The organism is Paenibacillus sp. 4624 (genome assembly GCF_050435065.1).
In the GTDB taxonomy this organism is placed as follows: domain Bacteria; phylum Bacillota; class Bacilli; order Paenibacillales; family Paenibacillaceae; genus Paenibacillus; species Paenibacillus amylolyticus_D.
Window position 1 is genome coordinate 210,182 of sequence record NZ_JBNDJR010000008.1, and the last position, 16,841, is coordinate 227,022.

Sequence of the window (16,841 nt, forward strand, 5' to 3'; positions counted from 1 at the left end):
ACCTCTTCAGGCCAACGGCCTTCCGAGGTTTAGATGTCTTGTTAGAGCGTTTGCCAGTATGACAGGCAGTTTTTAGCTTTTTGAGTTTCGTCCGGCATCAAACGGTGTGGATACCGGAATGAAGAGATCGATAATCCCGATGACCAATGCGGCGAGAATGGCACCGAGAAGACTGACCTCAACGTGATCAACCACATATTGACCTAGCCAAATGACCAGTGCGCTTACGATAAAGCCGACGATTCCCCGGCCAAAAGGATTCACTCTTTTGCCAAAGATGCCTTCAACGATCCAGCCCAGTAATGCGATGACCAATGCAAGCATCAGGGCGCTCCAGAAACCACCAACGGCGAAACCGGGAACGATCCAGCTTACAACCATTAAGACGATAGCTGCGATAATAAATCGTACGACATGGCCCAGAAAATTCATGGGGGTTTACCTCCTTTGTTCAGATTGGATTGGGCATAAACATGGGAACTCTAAGGGAGTAAAATGAATAGCACAATCCTGACACATGTAGTTTGTGGCGTCTTACCTCAAGTTATGTGTGGAAGGATTCGTTAAATAGCGCAACAACGTTTCTTTCGTTATAATACAGGTATAGTTTGGAAGGAGTTGTACACTTGGATACGAAAATATTACACACACTAGAATATCGCAAAATTCTAAATACATTGACCGGCTTCGCTCAAACATCAATGGGCAAGAAAAAAGCAGAGCAGCTTGAGCCGAATAGTGACCTGGAAGAAGTAAAACGTTTGCTTCAACAAACGGATGAAGCTTTCGCCTTTGAGCGTCTGAAAGGTTCCCCGTCCTTTGGCGGAATTGTAGACATCACGGCTTCTGTAAAACGAGCCGAGATTGGGGGCACACTCAACCCGCATGAACTGCTGGGCATTTCCACGACGACACATGCAGCCAGACGGTTGAAACGTCAGATTGCAACGCTGCATGAGGACGAGCCGATCGCATCGCTCTTTTATATCAGTGACCAGTTGTCGGAACAGAAGGAGCTTGAAGACGCTATCCGTATCTGCATTGATGATAATGCGGAGGTTGCAGATAGTGCGAGTGTAACGCTGGCACAGATTCGCCGTGAACTGCGGGGGGGAGAAGCACGAATTCGGGAAAAGCTGGATTCAATGATTCGTTCTTCGACCGTATCCAAAATGCTGCAAGATCAGCTCATTACGATTCGTGGAGATCGATTTGTGATTCCGGTCAAAGCAGAATACCGCTCTTATTTTGGCGGCATTGTTCATGATCAGTCAGGTTCAGGAGCGACTCTATTCATTGAGCCGGAATCCATCGTGGCTATGAACAATAAATTACGCGAAACCCGGATTCGGGAAGAGCGCGAAATTGAGATCATTTTGCAAAAATTGACGGCCCTTGTCAGTGAGCAGGGGGAGTGGCTGTTATATGATGTCGATTTGCTGTCATCACTTGATTTTATTTTTGCCAAAGCACGTTTAGCCCGTGAACTGAAAGCAACATTGCCTCGAATGAATGATCGGGGCTTCCTCAAGCTGAAAAAAGGACGTCATCCACTGATTCCGATTGAACATGTTGTTCCGATTGATGTAGAGCTTGGTAACGACTACACCTCTATAATCGTGACTGGACCAAATACGGGCGGTAAAACAGTAACGTTGAAAACGATTGGTCTATTAAGTTTGATGGCCATGTCAGGATTGTTTGTGCCAGCCGAAGATGGGAGTCAACTGTGTGTATTCGATGCAATATATGCCGACATTGGTGACGAACAGAGTATCGAGCAGAATCTGAGTACGTTCTCTAGCCATATGACCAACATCATTCGTATTTTGAAAAATATGACGCCCAAAAGTCTCATCCTTCTAGACGAACTCGGAGCGGGAACAGACCCGGCGGAAGGTTCTGCGCTGGCGATCTCTATGTTAGAGCATATGCACCAGACAGGTTGCCGCATGGTAGCAACGACTCACTATAGTGAGCTGAAGGCTTATGCGTATGAGCGTAAAGGTGTTATTAATGCCAGCATGGAATTTGATATCAATACACTGAGTCCGACATACCGTCTGCTGGTTGGTGTACCGGGACGCAGTAACGCTTTTGCGATTGCAGAGAGACTGGGACTTCCAGCGTACATTCTGGATTACGCTCGCGGTGAAGTGAAAGAAGAAGACCAGCGGATTGAACACATGATCGCTTCCCTCGAAGAGAACCGTCTTACAGCTGAACAAGAGCGTCTAAAAGCGGAAATGCTTCGCCAAGATATGGAAAAACTGCGCAGCCGCCATCAAGCCGAACTCGAAAAGCTGGAACAACAGCGTGATCGCCGGATTGAGAAAGCGGAGGAAGATGCGCGTAGCATTGTAGATAAGGCTCGTGCAGAAGCGGAGAAAATTATTGCTGATCTTCGTCAGCTGGCCCTGGAAGAGGGTGCTTCTGTCAAGGAGCATAAATTGATCGCTGCTCGCAAGCAACTGGATGAAGCAGAGCCGGAAAAACGTAAAAAAACGGTGAATAAAACAGCCGCTCCAAAAGCACGTGCAATTGGCCCAGGTGATGAAGTTCTGGTTTACAGTCTGAATCAGAAGGGGCATGTCGTGGAGATGGCAGGAAACAAGGATGCTGTTGTGCAGCTCGGGATTATGAAAATGAAGGTGTCGCTGGATGATTTGGAGTTGCAACAAACTGCGCCGGCAGCAAAACAGCCAAAGCAAAAACCAGTCACAGGCATGAAGCGCACTCGAGATGGTAACGTGAAGAGTGAGCTGGATCTACGGGGGGCGAATTTGGAAGAAGCACTGATGGAAGCAGATCGTTTTATCGATGAAGCATTCCTCGCCAACTTGGGTCAAGTGTATATTATCCATGGTAAAGGTACAGGAATTTTGCGTACGGGTATTCAGGATTACCTACGGAAGCATAAACATATTAAAAGTTATCGTCTAGGCAATTACGGAGAGGGAGGCAACGGTGTAACCGTCGCTGAACTGGAATAGCCTGAACATGAATGAAAAAAAATCTGCTGTCCAGTGAAGTCGGACAGCAGATTCGGAAGGAGAATGGGGAGTGAAAGAAGCGATTGACGGACTGCTGTCTCATCCGCTGGGGATGGTCCTCGGTTTCTTCTCGGTTGCCATTATGGAGCTGCTTGTTTTTCTCGCTTGCTTCGAACTGGTGACCAAATATAAATGCTGGACGGAGATCAAAAAAGGCAATGTGGCTGTGGCTATGGCTACAGGCGGGAAAATCTTCGGAATTTGCAACGTACTCCGTTTTTGTATTCAGGCCAAATCTTCTGTATATGAAGCAATGACATGGTCTATTGTCGGGTTTATTTTGCTGCTCATTGCTTATTTTTTGTTCGAGTTCCTGACGCCGGTGTTTTCAATTGACCGGGAGATTGAAGCAGATAACCGTGCAGTTGGATTGATATCCATGATCATTTCTGTCTCACTGTCCTTTGTTATTGGCGCAAGCATTATCTAGGGGGATCGATGATGAAAATATTGATACGGATTTTGTTTGCGGCATCGATTGTATTTTTTGCCATCGGTGTGATCTATGTGTTAAATACGTAATTATGTGAAATGAAAGAGAAAGGTTGATACATGATGGAAACAACGATATGCCCTTGGTGCCAAACCGAGATTGTTTGGGATGAGGAACTGGGTCCGGAAGAAGAGTGTCCGTATTGTCACAATGAATTGAAGGGTTACCGTACACTGAACATTAACATCGGCGACGAAGAGAATGATGACAGTGAAGAAGAGTTCGACATGGAAAATATTTCAAATGACAAAGAGCAAATTTCAGACCTGACTTCGCTTTGGGGCGATGAAGTGGAGCTGAAGTTGCCAGAACTTCGTACTTTGAACAAATATGCAGATGAGGGCAACGATCTGATTCAATATGAACAAGGTGTAGAAAAGCAACTGGATCAGCAAGAGGAAGTACCCGAGTGTCCGAACTGCCGTGAATTTATGATTCTAGCTGGAACGCAGACAGCGAGTCAGGATACCTTCACACCAATGGCTAATGCAGCTTCTGGAAAAGGCGTTGTCTTGTCATCTCCATTTACGGTGCTGACTTACGTGTGCTCTGGTTGTTTCCAGGTTCAATACAGTTTGTCTGAGGATGACCGTTTGCGTTTGATTCAGAACCTGAGTGCACACGAATAGATTACATTGGTTTGAAAACTAATTTTATACAACACCAAAGATTCATCATGTTTTCCTCCGGCTTGGGGTACGTTAACCCTTAAGAGCCGCCTGTCCACGTAAGCTGGCATCAGGTGATGGAGGAGGGGCAGATGAAGATTACTTTGGGAAGACAATCCATTCTGCTTTTAGGCGTGAATGGATTGTTTGCGTTAGCCGGAGCATTGTCCGGTACGTTTTTGAACGTGTTTCTATGGAAAAGCCGTCCAGATTACGCGATGCTCGGCTGGTTTACCATCAGTCAGCAACTGGCTATTGGCATCACGTTTTGGCTCGCGGGGAAGTGGGTCAAGGAACATAATAAAATGAGTGCTTTGAGGCTTGGGACAGCATTATCTGGTGTTTTCTATATGCTTGTGCTTTGGACGGGAAAGAGCGCGGTGGATTGGATCTGGCCGCTGGGGTTGCTCCTAGGTTGTGCATTGGGGTTGTTCTGGATTGCCTTTAATGTCGTTTATTTCGAAGTGACGGATCGAGAAAATAGGGACTTGTTTAATGGCTGGGTTGGCTTGCTGGGCTCCATGACAGGCATTGTTGGGCCGTGGTTTTCGGGGCTCATTATTTCACGTATGGCAGATAATACAGGATATCAGCTTATATTCACCGTATCTCTTGTCATTTATATCATCGCAGTGATCTTCAGTTTTTTTCTGAAAAAACGAAAAGTTAGTGGAACATACTGCTGGTCAGAGCCCATTCGGCAATTATCCACACCAAAGAGTCCTTGGCGTCCGCTCTCCATGGGGCTGTTTGCCCAAGGCGTTCGGGAAGGGGTATTTGCCTTTTTGATTGCACTGCTTGTTTATCTGGCGACAACCCAGGAGTATAAACTTGGACAATTTTCTCTTATTACTTCAGCTGTGGCATTAGTCAGTTACTGGGCTGCAGGAAAATGGTTTAAACCTCATTACCGATCTAAAGGGATGTTAACAGGTTCCGTACTGCTGCTTTTGGTGTTGTTACCTCTGCTTTGGAAAGTGACTTATGGAACACTTCTCTTTATGGGAATCGGAAGTGCTATAGCCATGCCGCTATATATTTTGCCGATGATCTCCGCAGGTTTCGACATGATGGGCACGAGCGGCGAAAATGTGGAGAAAAGGGTTGAACTTGTCGTATTAAGGGAACTCAGTCTGATGTGCGGGCGGCTTTTTGGCTTGACCGTATTTATGATTACGGTGCTAAACTCCCCATCTACTAAAGTGTTAATCTGGCTCATTATCATCCTGGGGGCTTTTCCGCTCTTTGGCTGGATGTTTATGAGGAAACTTTTGATCAAGACGACAGCACGTGATTCATAAAAGTTAATAAAAAAAATAAAAGGATGCAGCAAGAGGGGGGAGTTTTCCCCTTAGCTGTACCCTTTTTGTCATTTTACACGATGAAGCTGTGTTTCATCCTATTCGTTTTTGCAATTTAAATTGGAGATGGTTTGTTCGTTCTTGTCAGAGAAAACAGCTTCATATCTTCATTCTGGACGCCGCTAATGGCATCGGTTATTAGGGAGGCCGCAATCATGCTGTACACCGTTCCGTTCCCTCCGTACCCTTCGACAAAGTATGAGTGCGGGTGATCTGGATGCGTACCAATGAGGGGAAGGCCATCATGTGTATTACCAAACACAGCACCCCAAGCATAATCCACCTCAAGCGCGTCAAGCGGGAAATACGATTTGACCTCTTCTAACAAAACATCACTTTGGTTCTTTGCACGAAGCTCGCGCTGATCCTTGTTTGGTATTTCTTCATCGAGTCCTCCGGCAATAATTCGATTATCCGGCGTGGTGCGCATGTACAAATAAGGACGTGCTGTTTCCCAGATCATCGCTTGTTCATGCCAGAGGCTCAGATCGGGGAGAGGTTTAGTGGTAATCGCATACGTTGCTTTCAGATAGGCTCCGTTGTCTTTTTTAATCTCCTGAGTTTCATATCCGGCAGCATAGACAACCTGTTTAGCTCGGATTTTGCCATGGGGCGTATAACACCATACCCCCTCATCATCATAGTCACAGTGAATCATTTCGGTTTGTTCGTAGATTCGTGCCCCATGCTTAGTAGCTGATTCAAACAAGCCTTGCACAAAGCGAAACGGATTTACTTCCGCATCTCCCTTTGTATAAAGAGCCGCTGGTTTTGTGAATGAAAAATGACTTTGAATTTGATCTGGGTTCCATAGCTCTGCATCAAATCCATACTTTTGCAACGTTCGATATTCTTCCTCCAAGATAGCAACATCTTCTTCAGAGCTGGCAAAACAAAAACTGGTTCGCGGAATAAACCAGGGATCGGTTTGCAAACTTCCGGCAATTTCGGTAAGCTGCTGCATGGCTTCACGGCACAATTGATAAAAGCGAACCCCTTTTTCTTCTCCAAATGTGTTGATACATGATGTCAACGTTTTGTCATTGGTATATTGTAGCAGGCCTGTATTGGCTGAACTGCTTCCATGCGCGATTTTTCGCTTATCAATGACCACAGTATCGATTCCACGCTGCGCAAGCAACCTGGAGGTCAGGGCGCCTCCCATACCGCCGCCAATAATCAGGCAGTCACATGAGGTATCGCTGTTTAACGTGGGATAATCCACATCCGATTTATAAGTTGAAGGCCAGTAAGGTGTGCCATATACGAGATCCATCTGAAACAACTCCTTTGTCATCACATTGGTATAGTTTTGTCATTCAAGGTAACAATAAACTCGCATAAACTTTAGATCTAGGAGGTACGACGTACATGCAACATTCACAAATGCAAGCCCTGAGCCCAAAGGAATTAAACTACATTGCCGATTCCATCTCGAACGAGGAGATGCTGATCAAGCAATGTGCAGCTACAGCTTCTATATCCACACATCCGGCTATTCAACAGGCATTGAATCAATATGTTCGCTCTCATGAGCAACACATGAACACATTGATTCAAACGTTGCATCAGCATCAATCTTTTGCACCGTCCCAATCCCAATAGCTTCACATCTAAAGACAGCCTGCAGCGATAAATAAGCACATAGGAGGAAAACACATGTATAATCAAAGCGGTAATTTCATGCAAGAACAGGATTTGTTAAAAACGATTCTTGCTGATCTGAGACGAACTTCGCGCGAATACACAACAGCTACAACAGAATCTTCATGCCCTATGGTTCGCAGTATGTTCAATGATTTGACGAATGATACACTCCGACTGCAAGGTGAACTGTTTAACCTGATGCAGCAGAACAATATGTATTCGGCTTCCGCCAAAGCACCTCGTCAGGACGTGGATAAACAGATTCAGTCAGCACACCAGGCACAGCAGAAGTGTCAGCAATTTGTGCAAGAGAAAAATGCACAAAATAATTCTTACAGCCAGATACCGAATGTGTCTCCGCGTCAACCGAATTACGGCAACCCTTATTACATGTAACCTGTAGATAAGGGTTTTGAAGCATGACGCTATAGACCATACCACCGCTTGCCTGAATTGAGGGCAGGCGGTCTTTTGTCTATGCACCAACGTTGAATTCATGTAATATAAGTATTAATTCATTTTAGGAACCTGGATGACGCTGGAGGGAAAACGATGAAAGAGTTGAACGATCTGCAACTCAAAGTTCTGGATCTGTTGAAGGAAGACGCGAGAAGGACTCCCGCACTGCTGTCAACGCTGCTGGGGGAGTCGGAAGATAAAATCAAAGCTGCTGTAGCACAGCTTGAAGAAGAACACGTCATCGTCAAATATGCAACGGTAGTGAACTGGAGCAAAATCGATGATGAGAAAGTGACGGCCCTGATCGAAGTTCAGATTACACCCGAGCGTGGGCGTGGCTTTGAAGGGATTGCTGAACGGATCTATCTTTATCCGCAAGTGAAGTCCGTGTACCTCATGTCAGGAGCTTATGATCTACTTGTTGAAGTAGAGGGCGGCAATCTGCGTGAAGTGGCTAACTTTGTATCGGAGAAGCTGTCTCCGATTGATTCAGTACTGTCAACCAAGACGAATTTTATTCTTAAAAAATATAAGCAGGACGGGATTATTTTTGAAGACCATCAGGAAGACAACCGTCTCATGATCTCGCCGTAAAGGAAGATGTGTCATGATAGTGAATGAACAGACAACCGGGAATAACAAAACAATGTCCTCATATTTGGCTCCGCTTGTGAAGCAGATCCCGCCATCCGGCATCCGCAAGTTTTTTGATCTGGTGGGCGACAATAAAGATATCATCACGCTTGGTGTAGGCGAGCCGGATTTTGTAACACCGTGGCATATGCGTGAAGCTTGTGTATACTCTCTTGAAAGAGGCATGACTAGTTATACATCAAATGCAGGTATGCCGAAGCTGCGTGAAGCACTTAGCGATTATTTGGATACACAGTTTGATACCAAGTACGATCCAAAAGACGAGATTATTGTCACCGTAGGTGGAAGTGAAGCGATTGACCTTGCTTTGCGTGCATTGATCGTGCCCGGTGACGAGATTCTAATCCCGGAGCCATCTTATGTAGCTTACTCCCCTATTGCATCCATCGGTGGAGGTATTCCTGTTGGGGTAGAGACATATGCAAAAGATCAGTTCAAGGTAACGGCTGAAGCGCTGGAAGCTAGCATTACACCGAAATCCAAGGTCGTTATTTTATGTTATCCGAGCAATCCTACAGGGGCAATTATGACTTATGAAGACTGGCTACCGATCGCAGAAGTCGTCAAAAAACATGATCTGATCGTCATTGCTGACGAAATTTATGCCGAATTGACGTATAATCAAAAACATGTCAGCTTCGCTTCAATTCATGGTATGAAAGATCGCACGATTTTGGTGAGCGGTTTTTCCAAGGCGTTTGCGATGACAGGCTGGCGGATCGGATATATGTGTGGACATCCCGAACTTATTGCAGCAATGCTCAAAATTCACCAGTACACGGTGATGTGTGCACCAGCAATGGGGCAGGTAGCTGCACTTGAAGCATTGACGAATGGACTGGGTGAGAAAGACCGAATGGTTGAATCCTATAATCAGCGCAGACGTTTGATTGTACAGGGGTTCCGTGATATCGGACTGGATTGTCATGAACCTCAGGGAGCGTTCTATGCTTTTCCGAGTATTCAGAAGACAGGCCTGAGCTCCGATCTGTTTGCTGAACGATTGTTAACCGAGAACAAGGTGGCTGCTGTGCCAGGTAACGTTTTTGGCCCGCAAGGGGAAGGATTTTTACGTTGCTCATATGCGACCTCCGTATCGCAGTTAAACGAAGCTTTGGAACGTATCGGGAATTTTGTTTACAAAGTTCAAAAAGAGGGTTAATACAAACAAGAGGTACAGTATAAATAAGGCATTTGGAACTTTTCCAAAAAAATACTTTCTTTTACAAAATATTATGATATAATTTCAATTTGAAATGAGATTTCATATATTTGGAAAATTATTTTCCGAGGAGGGGTTAGCTTTGTTTTGTGTTGAATATGATTTACCGACGAATCGTGGACACGTTCTGGCAGAAAGCGATCATGGCGACCGATGGTTGGTGAACCCTGATGACGCATCCTTGCATAACATTTCCTTGGAAGATGAGATCCGCATGCTTCGCAGCAAAATGGAACAGATTTTCCTGGAAGAGAAATCATTTACGTCCGATATTGTGATTGAGATCAGCAGTTTGCTGGACTTAAAGATTAACGAATACATGAAGGCTAATCCTGTCAAACCGAAGTAAATATCGGGTTGATGGATATACGCTGGGAACATGTAGAATGATATAATTTGTAACACGGTAGAGAAGGAGGTCCGAAAGGGTCTCCTTTTTGCTATTTACTTTAATATAATTGTTGAATAGACGGGTTATTTTTTTGCGTGGAACAATTGTGATATATTGGAGTTAGGAGACTAAAGGGGGAGCTGGAATGAAAAGATTTTGGGGACTTGCCGCAATAATTTCATTAATCTTTATATTAGCCGGATGCGGCGGTAAAGATGGATTTACGGTGTTTATTATTGATAACCAGGGTAATCCATCGGGTATTTCGGAGCAATTGCAAACAAAGCTGCAGCAAAAGCTTGGTGAAGAGCCAAAAGTAGAAATCATTACAAGTGCGATGTACGATGTCCAAAAAATATTGGTTGAATATGCCGCTGGCAGCCACGATATCTTTATTTTGCCTGAAAATGATATGAAACAGTATGGTCAGAATGGCTCGAATGTCCCGCTGGACGATACATTTGATCCCAAGAAATATGAACGCGGTGTATTTGAGGGATCTGTATTGGTTGAAAAAGGGAAGGGCGACGATGGATCTGATATGAAAAAGGAAACCCACCTGTATGGCATTCCGCTTGAGGACATGCAGATGTTCAAGGATGTGAACTATGCTCCAAGCAATCTGTTCGCTACCATTCCATTGTCAGCGGCTAACATTGAAGAGTCGAAAAAAGTGCTCAAAGCGCTGACAGAGTAACATCTATATAGAACAGGTATGGGAGGAGGGAACGGATTGCTGATTACGGTCACAGGCGGTATAGGCAGCGGAAAAACGCGCTTTGCGCTGCAATATGCGGCTCAAATGAGCCGGGAAGGTGTATATTTATCCACTGGTGATCATGATTCCGTTATTCCCGAATTGCCATCCGCTCATTATCGTGCCATTCAGGCGGGGAACGGTCCAAAGCTTGCTGAAGTGGTGAACCAGATTAATCGGGAATCCAATCTTTTTCTGGCCGATCAACGCATGTTGATTGTGGATAGCCTGACATCCTGGATGGCAGCGAGTTTCAGAGAAGCAACTGACTTGGATCAGCAACGTGTTGAAACACAACGGTTACTAGAGACACTGCTATCCTACCAGGGGAAAATACTTATTATTACAAATGAGATGCATGGCAGTTTACATCCGTCAGAAGAGGAACGAATTTTTGCAGCGAGAATGGCTTCGGTGAACCGGATTTTGCAGTCCAATGCAAAACAGATGTTTATGTTGGTGTCTGGCCTTGCGATTGATCTGAAAGCTCTGCATTTGCGTTATGAAGATTAAGAATAGACGAGCTTTAGGTAATCGGATAAGATATTTCAGCGGTTGATAAATGATTGATGCCTAATTGGAGGGATGATGATGGGGATATATACACGAACCGGTGATGAAGGCCAAACTTCAGTCATTGGAGGCCGAGTTATCAAAGATGATGATCGGGTAGAGGCTTATGGTACGATTGATGAATTAAATTGCTTTGTGGGTCAAGCGATCAGTCTTATTGACTCTGCTAATGGAGAATTTGAGGATCTGCGCGAACATCTGCTGGAAGTGCAACAGGAGCTTTTTGACTGCGGATCAGATTTGGCTTTTGTACGCATAAGTGAGACAAAGTACAAAGTACGGGATGAGATGGTCACACGTTTGGAACAGTGGATCGATCAATATGATGCTGAGAATCCTAAAGTGGAACGTTTTATTATTCCAGGCGGAAGTCCACTTTCATCTTCACTACATGTGTGCCGTACGGTATGTCGCCGGGCAGAGCGCCGTACCGTTACGCTGGGACAGCATACGGATATTAATCCGTCGGTGCGCAGGTATCTGAATCGTCTATCGGATTATTTCTTTGTTGTTGCACGGACAGCCAATGCTAGACAACAAGTTGCGGATATTGAATATGTGCGGAGCAAAAAAGTATTCCGCCGCAAAGAATGAGCCAATATTATGCGCCGATTGCCTACAGGGTGACCGAAGTAGAGGACGGCTGGCTGTTAAAGACCGTGCTTCAAAAACGGCTGCAGGTTTCGCGTAAGCTTTTATCCAAAATCAAACTCACCGAGCAAGGTGTTATGCTGAATGGTGAACGAGTATACATTAGTGTCAAAGTAAGTGCGGGTGATCTGGTGGAGGTTCGGATGGAGCAAGAGGAATCCGATGATATTCTGCCAGAGGAAATTCCATTCACCGTATTGTATGAAGACGAACATCTGCTGATCGTGAATAAAGATGCCGGAATTATCGTGCATCCAACCCATGGGCATTACACAGGCACTTTGGCTAATGGTGTGGTGCATTATTGGCAACAAAAAGGCGAGAAATTCCGCTTCCGTCCTATCCATCGATTGGATCAAGAAACATCCGGTGTGCTGGCGATTGCCAAAAACCCGTATGTGCACCAGCATGTATCAGAGCAGATGATCGCCGGTACTGTGGATAAAAAATATATCGCACTGGTGCATGGCAGCCCTGTTCCCGAACATGGAGCAGTCGACGGACCTATTGATCGCGATCCCGAGGAACCGCATCGCCGTATCGTTACACCAGACGGATATGCAGCCAGAACGCTCTACACAACGTTGTCACGCTGGGATGATGGAAGTGCCAGTGCTGTAAGTTTGAAGCTGGAGAGTGGACGAACCCATCAGATCCGGGTACATATGACGTCTATCGGTTGCCCGTTGATCGGTGATCAGATGTATAAGACGTTGCCAGTGCATAACGTGGATGAGCAGACAATGGCTGTTCGGGAGGAACGGGATACGTGGATTGAACGCCAAGCGCTGCATGCGTGTGAACTGACGTTTGAACATCCAATCCTTCGTGAACGTATGACATTCCAGGCACCACTGCCGCCAGATATGGCCGCATTGGAGAAACGTTTGGATACCGAGGCGGCCCCGAGAGAAACGGTGCAATAGCCAAGCTAAACACCCTAGTGGATGAGTAACCATAGATCCAGGGGAGCGAATGAGTGATCGTAAGCGAAGATACCCCACGGTTTGGCGGCAAAGCAACCAAACCACACGCCGAAGGCTAAAGGCATTTTGAGCCTTAAGGTTTTGAAGCTTTAGAGTTTGGTGAGCGAAGCGCCAAACCACACGCCGAAGGCTAAAGGGGTTTTGAGCCTTAAGGTTTTGAAGCTTTAGAGTTTGGTGAGCGAAGCGCCAAACCACACGCCGAAGGCTAAAGGCATTTTGAGCCTTAAGGTTTTGAAGCTTTAGAGTTCGGTGAGCAAAGCATCCGAACCACACGCCGAAGGCTAAAGAGACTTTTAGAGTTTAAATTTCTTACGGCTTTAAGCTAGTTAAAGCCGGAGAGCCCATAAATCTCTAAGCTCACAGAGTATGGATTCCCCCCAACATTTCTCTCTAAAGATGTTGGAATACATGTTGAAAAATCAAGGTGTAATGAGGGGCGATATGCCCCCGTTCACCAACAGAAAAATTGCTGAGCGAGGGTATTGGGATGGAGCGACTTTTGGATTTGCGGAGCAAACCAAGGGAAGCGAGAGACCAAAACCCGAGCGGAAGGGATCCCATGACAAAACTGAAAGTATACCAATATGCCAAATGTGGTACGTGCCGTAAGGCTGTGAAATGGCTAGAAGCGAAAGGGCATGAGCTGGAGCTAGTCCCTATTTTCGATACACCACCATCGAAAGATGAATTGACAGAGCTTGTTCAAAAAAGCGGACTTGAAGTGAAAAAGTTTTTTAACACCAGTGGAGAAGTCTATAAAGAGCAACAGCTCAAAGACAAACTGCCAGGCATGTCCGAGGAAGAGCAGATTGCGTTACTGGCTTCCAATGGTCGTCTGATCAAACGTCCGATCGTAACTGATGGAGAAAAAGTCACCGTAGGTTTCAAAGAAGATACGTATGAGCAGGAATGGAACAACGCCTGAAAATTCGCCAGAGCTAAGCCTTGAATTGTTCACAATTCAGGGCTTTTTTTGGTGGAACGGAGGAGTGGCATAATTATGCTCTAATGAGGGTTGGCGTAACTATGTTATAATGATAGAATGAGTTTCGACATTTAATATACTATTGAAGTTGATAGCGAAGTTTGTCTATCCAGCTTTCATAGATCAAGGAGAGAACAAAATCAAGTGAATCAACGTAATGAACCTACTTTGTTACTGGTAGACGGTATGGCAGTGTTGTTCCGGGCATTCTATGCAACATCTGCGAGCGGATATATCAGACGTACAAAGGCAGGGCTTCCGACCAATGCAGTCTATGGGTTTATCCGTTATTTTTGGGATGCGGTTCAGACGTTTGGACCAAGCCATGTCATCTGCTGTTGGGATATGGGAGGCAAGACGTTTCGCGGTCAGGAGTATGCAGCGTACAAAGGTAATCGTGCTGAAGCACCAGATGACCTTATTCCCCAGTTTGCTCTGATTCGTGAAGTGATGGATAGTTTGAACATTCCGAATATTGGTGCAGAAGGGTATGAGGCTGACGATTGTATCGGGACACTCGCCAAGTATTACACCGAAGAAACCGATATGAATGTGATGGTACTGACGGGAGACCATGATATGTTACAGCTGATTAATGACCGCACAAGTATCATTATTATGAAAAAAGGTCACGGCAACTACATGGTATACAATCCCGAAACGTTGATGGCCGAGAAACAATTGACACCGCGTCAGGTTATTGACATGAAGGGCTTGATGGGAGATGCCAGCGACAATTATCCCGGGGTACGTGGAATTGGCGAGAAAACGGCTTTGAAGCTTGTGCAAGAGTATGGATCGATTGAAGGGATCTTAAGCAATCTGGATCAACTCACTCCTTCGGTACGTAAAAAAATTGAGAGTGATCTCGATATGCTGCATCTGTCTCGCAGACTGGCAGAGATTCACTGTGCAGTTCCGGTGGCTTGTACCCTGGAAGGCTGTGAATTGCGTCTGGACCCGGATACGGTGATGGACAAGTTTGAACAACTTGAGATGAAGAGCCTTGGCTCTTGGATGGGAGTGGCGATAGGGTGAGCAACATGATGATGAAAAAAAAGAGTAAAAAGTGGTGGACTGGGGCGATGGCCCTCGTCCTCGCACTTCCGGTAGTACTGTCGGGGGCGGTAAGTGCACCACAGACAGCGGAAGCCAAAGCAGCCATTAGCACGAAAGTACAGAAAGTGAAAGCAGCAGGACGTAGTTTTAGCGTACAGACCGTTTCCATTCCAAAAGGGACACCAGTAACCGTCGGACTTGCTAAGAAACAGGTTGGCCAAACCGCAACATTGCCGTCTATTGTAAAAGCGTATGGCGCACAAGCAGCAATTAACGGAGCTTTTTTTGAAGCATATCACGGAGCACCAGATCCTTACGGGATGTTAATAGCAAATGGGAAAGTTATACATATAGGAAGGTATGGCACATCTATTGGTTTTAAAGCGGATGGGTCAGCGATTATGGATTCACTTCAAGTGAGCTTAACGGGCACGGTCACAGATACGAACGGAAAATCACGCAGCTGGTATGCGACCTTTATTAATCGGACACCTTCAGCAGATGCAAGCATCTCGATGCTATACACTCCAGAACGCGGAGCCAATGTTGGTTTCAAGGGTGGGACAGCAGTGATTATGGAAAAGGGTGTTGTGACCAAAAAAGTACCGAACACAAACGTAGCGATTCCCAAAAATGGTTCTGTTCTTGTCTTCACAGGCCGGGAGAAGTCCACAGCAGACCGGTTTACGGTAGGTTCCACCGTAGAGATGAATTACAGATATACTAATGCAGCCGGTCAGGAAATTCCTTGGCAGGATGTAGTCACAGCTGTCGGTGCTGGCCCGCGTCTGGTGAAAGACGGCAAGATATCGGTCAATCCGGCAAGTGAGGGGTTCAGAGATCCGAAGATTTTGAATTCGTCTGGAGCGAGAAGCGGAATTGCCATTATGCCCGACGGTTCGGTGATGCTTGCCACCGTTTCTGGTGCTACAATGAAAGAATGGGCAGCTGTGATGCAAAAGCTGGGAGCCAAACAGGCGATGAACTTGGATGGCGGTGCATCCTCCGGAATGTATGCAGGTGGCAAGATGCTGACTTCTCCAGGGCGGCTGTTAAGTAATACATTAGTATTTGGTGGTTCTGTTCGATAATAAGTAATCATGGAGGTATGATGTGGCATGACACCTATACCCGATTCGATAACAGAAGAGGAAAGCACGGCAGTTCTGGCGATTAATATAGGGAAGCCTAAGCCACTGCCCGGTCAGAAGCATGAAGTGTTGAGCGGTATTGTGAAACACCCTGTCTCCGCCCCGGTTTTCCTGTCATTCACTGGAATGACAGGGGATGCCCAAGCGGATCTGGTGCACCACGGTGGTCCAGATAAAGCGGTCTGTGTATACGATCATAGTCGCTATTCGGCGATTGAGCGCCTGATGGACCGTAAGCTGGAGTGGGGGGCATTTGGAGAGAATCTGACCGTTACAGGATGCGCCGAGGAAGAGGTTCGCATTGGTGATGTATTTGAACTCGGTGATGCGCAGGTGCAAGTCAGTCAGCCAAGACAACCATGCTTCAAGTTGGGTGTAAGATATGATTACAAGGAGTTACCTGTTTATTTTCAGGAAAGCGGGCATACCGGCTTTTATTTTCGGGTATTGGAAGAGGGAGAAGTTAGCCCTGCATCACGTTTTAGAAGAGTTCGCACAGATGCTTCATACATGACGATTCTTGAAGCTAACCGGATCATGCATCAGGGGAAGCAGGACGTGGAAGGGATGAAGGCACTATTGGCTATTCCTGTGCTCTCGGATAGCTGGAAACAGACATTGCTTAAACGCTTGAACAAGATTGAGTGTAACTAAGCCCTGCTGTGTATCTGAACGATGATATGGATGCAGCAGAGTTTCCTATCTCAAACCAACGTGGGAGTGAAACCAAC

At 45.9% G+C, this 16,841-nt stretch carries 19 protein-coding genes; 17 read left to right on the top strand and 2 right to left on the bottom strand.

From position 1 onward, the window contains the following. Positions 1 to 72 precede the first annotated feature (72 nt). The gene (locus tag ABIE27_RS19330; protein ID WP_123065070.1) at positions 73 to 432 is read right to left on the bottom strand and encodes a phage holin family protein; all 360 of its coding nucleotides are present in this window, start codon (positions 430 to 432) and stop codon (positions 73 to 75) included. 194 nt (positions 433 to 626) lie between these two features. Between ABIE27_RS19330 and ABIE27_RS19335 the strand changes: the two genes are divergently transcribed. The 4 genes from ABIE27_RS19335 (at position 627) to ABIE27_RS19350 (ending at position 5,515) form a co-directional block, all read left to right on the top strand. Then, positions 627 to 2,993 (top strand): endonuclease MutS2, encoded by a 2,367-nt coding sequence (locus tag ABIE27_RS19335; protein ID WP_429351254.1) that lies wholly within the window; start codon positions 627 to 629, stop codon positions 2,991 to 2,993. A 112-nt stretch (positions 2,994 to 3,105) separates the two neighbouring features. Then, complete coding sequence (locus ABIE27_RS19340; RefSeq protein ID WP_123065230.1) at positions 3,106 to 3,483, top strand: DUF350 domain-containing protein; 378 nt, start codon at positions 3,106 to 3,108, stop codon at positions 3,481 to 3,483. Positions 3,484 to 3,608: 125 nt separating this feature from the next. After that, positions 3,609 to 4,175 carry a hypothetical protein gene (locus ABIE27_RS19345; RefSeq protein WP_123065229.1) on the top strand — a complete coding sequence of 189 codons (567 nt, stop codon included), beginning with the start codon at positions 3,609 to 3,611 and terminating at the stop codon, positions 4,173 to 4,175. Between the two features lie 131 nt (positions 4,176 to 4,306). Further along, positions 4,307 to 5,515 (top strand): MFS transporter, encoded by a 1,209-nt coding sequence (locus ABIE27_RS19350; protein WP_123065068.1) that lies wholly within the window; start codon positions 4,307 to 4,309, stop codon positions 5,513 to 5,515. Positions 5,516 to 5,630: 115 nt separating this feature from the next. Here the strand turns inward: ABIE27_RS19350 and ABIE27_RS19355 are convergent, their stop codons facing one another. Next, on the bottom strand, positions 5,631 to 6,851 hold the full coding sequence (locus tag ABIE27_RS19355) for an NAD(P)/FAD-dependent oxidoreductase (RefSeq protein ID WP_123065067.1): 1,221 nt from the start codon (positions 6,849 to 6,851) through the stop codon (positions 5,631 to 5,633). A gap of 95 nt (positions 6,852 to 6,946) precedes the next feature. Between ABIE27_RS19355 and ABIE27_RS19360 the strand changes: the two genes are divergently transcribed. The 13 genes from ABIE27_RS19360 to ABIE27_RS19420 all read left to right on the top strand — a co-directional run bounded on the left by ABIE27_RS19360 (position 6,947) and on the right by ABIE27_RS19420 (position 16,764). Continuing rightward, entirely contained in the window at positions 6,947 to 7,180 is a 234-nt protein-coding gene (locus tag ABIE27_RS19360; protein ID WP_123065066.1) for a hypothetical protein, read from the top strand. Between the two features lie 54 nt (positions 7,181 to 7,234). Continuing rightward, positions 7,235 to 7,618 carry a spore coat protein gene (locus ABIE27_RS19365; RefSeq protein WP_123065065.1) on the top strand — a complete coding sequence of 128 codons (384 nt, stop codon included), beginning with the start codon at positions 7,235 to 7,237 and terminating at the stop codon, positions 7,616 to 7,618. 156 nt (positions 7,619 to 7,774) lie between these two features. Then, positions 7,775 to 8,275 (top strand): Lrp/AsnC family transcriptional regulator, encoded by a 501-nt coding sequence (locus ABIE27_RS19370; RefSeq protein ID WP_123065064.1) that lies wholly within the window; start codon positions 7,775 to 7,777, stop codon positions 8,273 to 8,275. A 13-nt stretch (positions 8,276 to 8,288) separates the two neighbouring features. Further along, a complete protein-coding gene (locus ABIE27_RS19375; RefSeq protein ID WP_429351255.1) occupies positions 8,289 to 9,497 on the top strand; it encodes an aminotransferase class I/II-fold pyridoxal phosphate-dependent enzyme in 1,209 nt (402 codons plus the stop codon). A 94-nt stretch (positions 9,498 to 9,591) separates the two neighbouring features. Beyond that, positions 9,592 to 9,906, top strand: coding sequence for an aspartyl-phosphate phosphatase Spo0E family protein (locus ABIE27_RS19380; RefSeq protein ID WP_192895117.1), 315 nt, complete (start codon positions 9,592 to 9,594; stop codon positions 9,904 to 9,906). Positions 9,907 to 10,093: 187 nt separating this feature from the next. Further along, positions 10,094 to 10,645, top strand: coding sequence for a hypothetical protein (locus tag ABIE27_RS19385; protein WP_123065061.1), 552 nt, complete (start codon positions 10,094 to 10,096; stop codon positions 10,643 to 10,645). Positions 10,646 to 10,681: 36 nt separating this feature from the next. Further along, positions 10,682 to 11,218, top strand: a complete 537-nt coding sequence (locus tag ABIE27_RS19390; protein ID WP_161556954.1) for a bifunctional adenosylcobinamide kinase/adenosylcobinamide-phosphate guanylyltransferase — start codon at positions 10,682 to 10,684, stop codon at positions 11,216 to 11,218. A 78-nt stretch (positions 11,219 to 11,296) separates the two neighbouring features. After that, positions 11,297 to 11,872, top strand: coding sequence for a cob(I)yrinic acid a,c-diamide adenosyltransferase (locus ABIE27_RS19395; RefSeq protein WP_123065059.1), 576 nt, complete (start codon positions 11,297 to 11,299; stop codon positions 11,870 to 11,872). Further along, positions 11,869 to 12,855 (top strand): RluA family pseudouridine synthase, encoded by a 987-nt coding sequence (locus ABIE27_RS19400; RefSeq protein ID WP_123065058.1) that lies wholly within the window; start codon positions 11,869 to 11,871, stop codon positions 12,853 to 12,855. The genes ABIE27_RS19395 and ABIE27_RS19400 overlap by 4 nt, the downstream gene beginning before the upstream one ends. A 619-nt stretch (positions 12,856 to 13,474) precedes the next feature. Continuing rightward, positions 13,475 to 13,840 (top strand): arsenate reductase family protein, encoded by a 366-nt coding sequence (locus ABIE27_RS19405; protein WP_429351256.1) that lies wholly within the window; start codon positions 13,475 to 13,477, stop codon positions 13,838 to 13,840. A gap of 204 nt (positions 13,841 to 14,044) precedes the next feature. Next, positions 14,045 to 14,938: a 5'-3' exonuclease gene (locus tag ABIE27_RS19410; RefSeq protein ID WP_123065056.1), complete on the top strand. Its 894-nt coding sequence runs from the start codon at positions 14,045 to 14,047 to the stop codon at positions 14,936 to 14,938. An 11-nt stretch (positions 14,939 to 14,949) separates the two neighbouring features. Beyond that, positions 14,950 to 16,050 carry a phosphodiester glycosidase family protein gene (locus tag ABIE27_RS19415; RefSeq protein ID WP_240036917.1) on the top strand — a complete coding sequence of 367 codons (1,101 nt, stop codon included), beginning with the start codon at positions 14,950 to 14,952 and terminating at the stop codon, positions 16,048 to 16,050. A gap of 27 nt (positions 16,051 to 16,077) precedes the next feature. Beyond that, on the top strand, positions 16,078 to 16,764 hold the full coding sequence (locus ABIE27_RS19420; protein WP_123065054.1) for an MOSC domain-containing protein: 687 nt from the start codon (positions 16,078 to 16,080) through the stop codon (positions 16,762 to 16,764). Positions 16,765 to 16,841: the final 77 nt, after the last annotated feature.

Coding starts and splice junctions, on each gene's coding strand:
- ABIE27_RS19330 (WP_123065070.1), bottom strand. CDS start 432: ATGAATTTTCTGGGCCATGTCGTACGATTTATTATCGCAGCTATCGTC.
- ABIE27_RS19340 (WP_123065230.1), top strand. CDS start 3,106: ATGGTCCTCGGTTTCTTCTCGGTTGCCATTATGGAGCTGCTTGTTTTT.
- ABIE27_RS19345 (WP_123065229.1), top strand. CDS start 3,609: ATGGAAACAACGATATGCCCTTGGTGCCAAACCGAGATTGTTTGGGAT.
- ABIE27_RS19350 (WP_123065068.1), top strand. CDS start 4,307: ATGAAGATTACTTTGGGAAGACAATCCATTCTGCTTTTAGGCGTGAAT.
- ABIE27_RS19355 (WP_123065067.1), bottom strand. CDS start 6,851: ATGGATCTCGTATATGGCACACCTTACTGGCCTTCAACTTATAAATCG.
- ABIE27_RS19360 (WP_123065066.1), top strand. CDS start 6,947: ATGCAACATTCACAAATGCAAGCCCTGAGCCCAAAGGAATTAAACTAC.
- ABIE27_RS19365 (WP_123065065.1), top strand. CDS start 7,235: ATGTATAATCAAAGCGGTAATTTCATGCAAGAACAGGATTTGTTAAAA.
- ABIE27_RS19370 (WP_123065064.1), top strand. CDS start 7,775: ATGAAAGAGTTGAACGATCTGCAACTCAAAGTTCTGGATCTGTTGAAG.
- ABIE27_RS19375 (WP_429351255.1), top strand. CDS start 8,289: ATGATAGTGAATGAACAGACAACCGGGAATAACAAAACAATGTCCTCA.
- ABIE27_RS19380 (WP_192895117.1), top strand. CDS start 9,592: ATGAGATTTCATATATTTGGAAAATTATTTTCCGAGGAGGGGTTAGCT.
- ABIE27_RS19385 (WP_123065061.1), top strand. CDS start 10,094: ATGAAAAGATTTTGGGGACTTGCCGCAATAATTTCATTAATCTTTATA.
- ABIE27_RS19395 (WP_123065059.1), top strand. CDS start 11,297: ATGGGGATATATACACGAACCGGTGATGAAGGCCAAACTTCAGTCATT.
- ABIE27_RS19400 (WP_123065058.1), top strand. CDS start 11,869: ATGAGCCAATATTATGCGCCGATTGCCTACAGGGTGACCGAAGTAGAG.
- ABIE27_RS19405 (WP_429351256.1), top strand. CDS start 13,475: ATGACAAAACTGAAAGTATACCAATATGCCAAATGTGGTACGTGCCGT.
- ABIE27_RS19415 (WP_240036917.1), top strand. CDS start 14,950: ATGAAAAAAAAGAGTAAAAAGTGGTGGACTGGGGCGATGGCCCTCGTC.
- ABIE27_RS19420 (WP_123065054.1), top strand. CDS start 16,078: ATGACACCTATACCCGATTCGATAACAGAAGAGGAAAGCACGGCAGTT.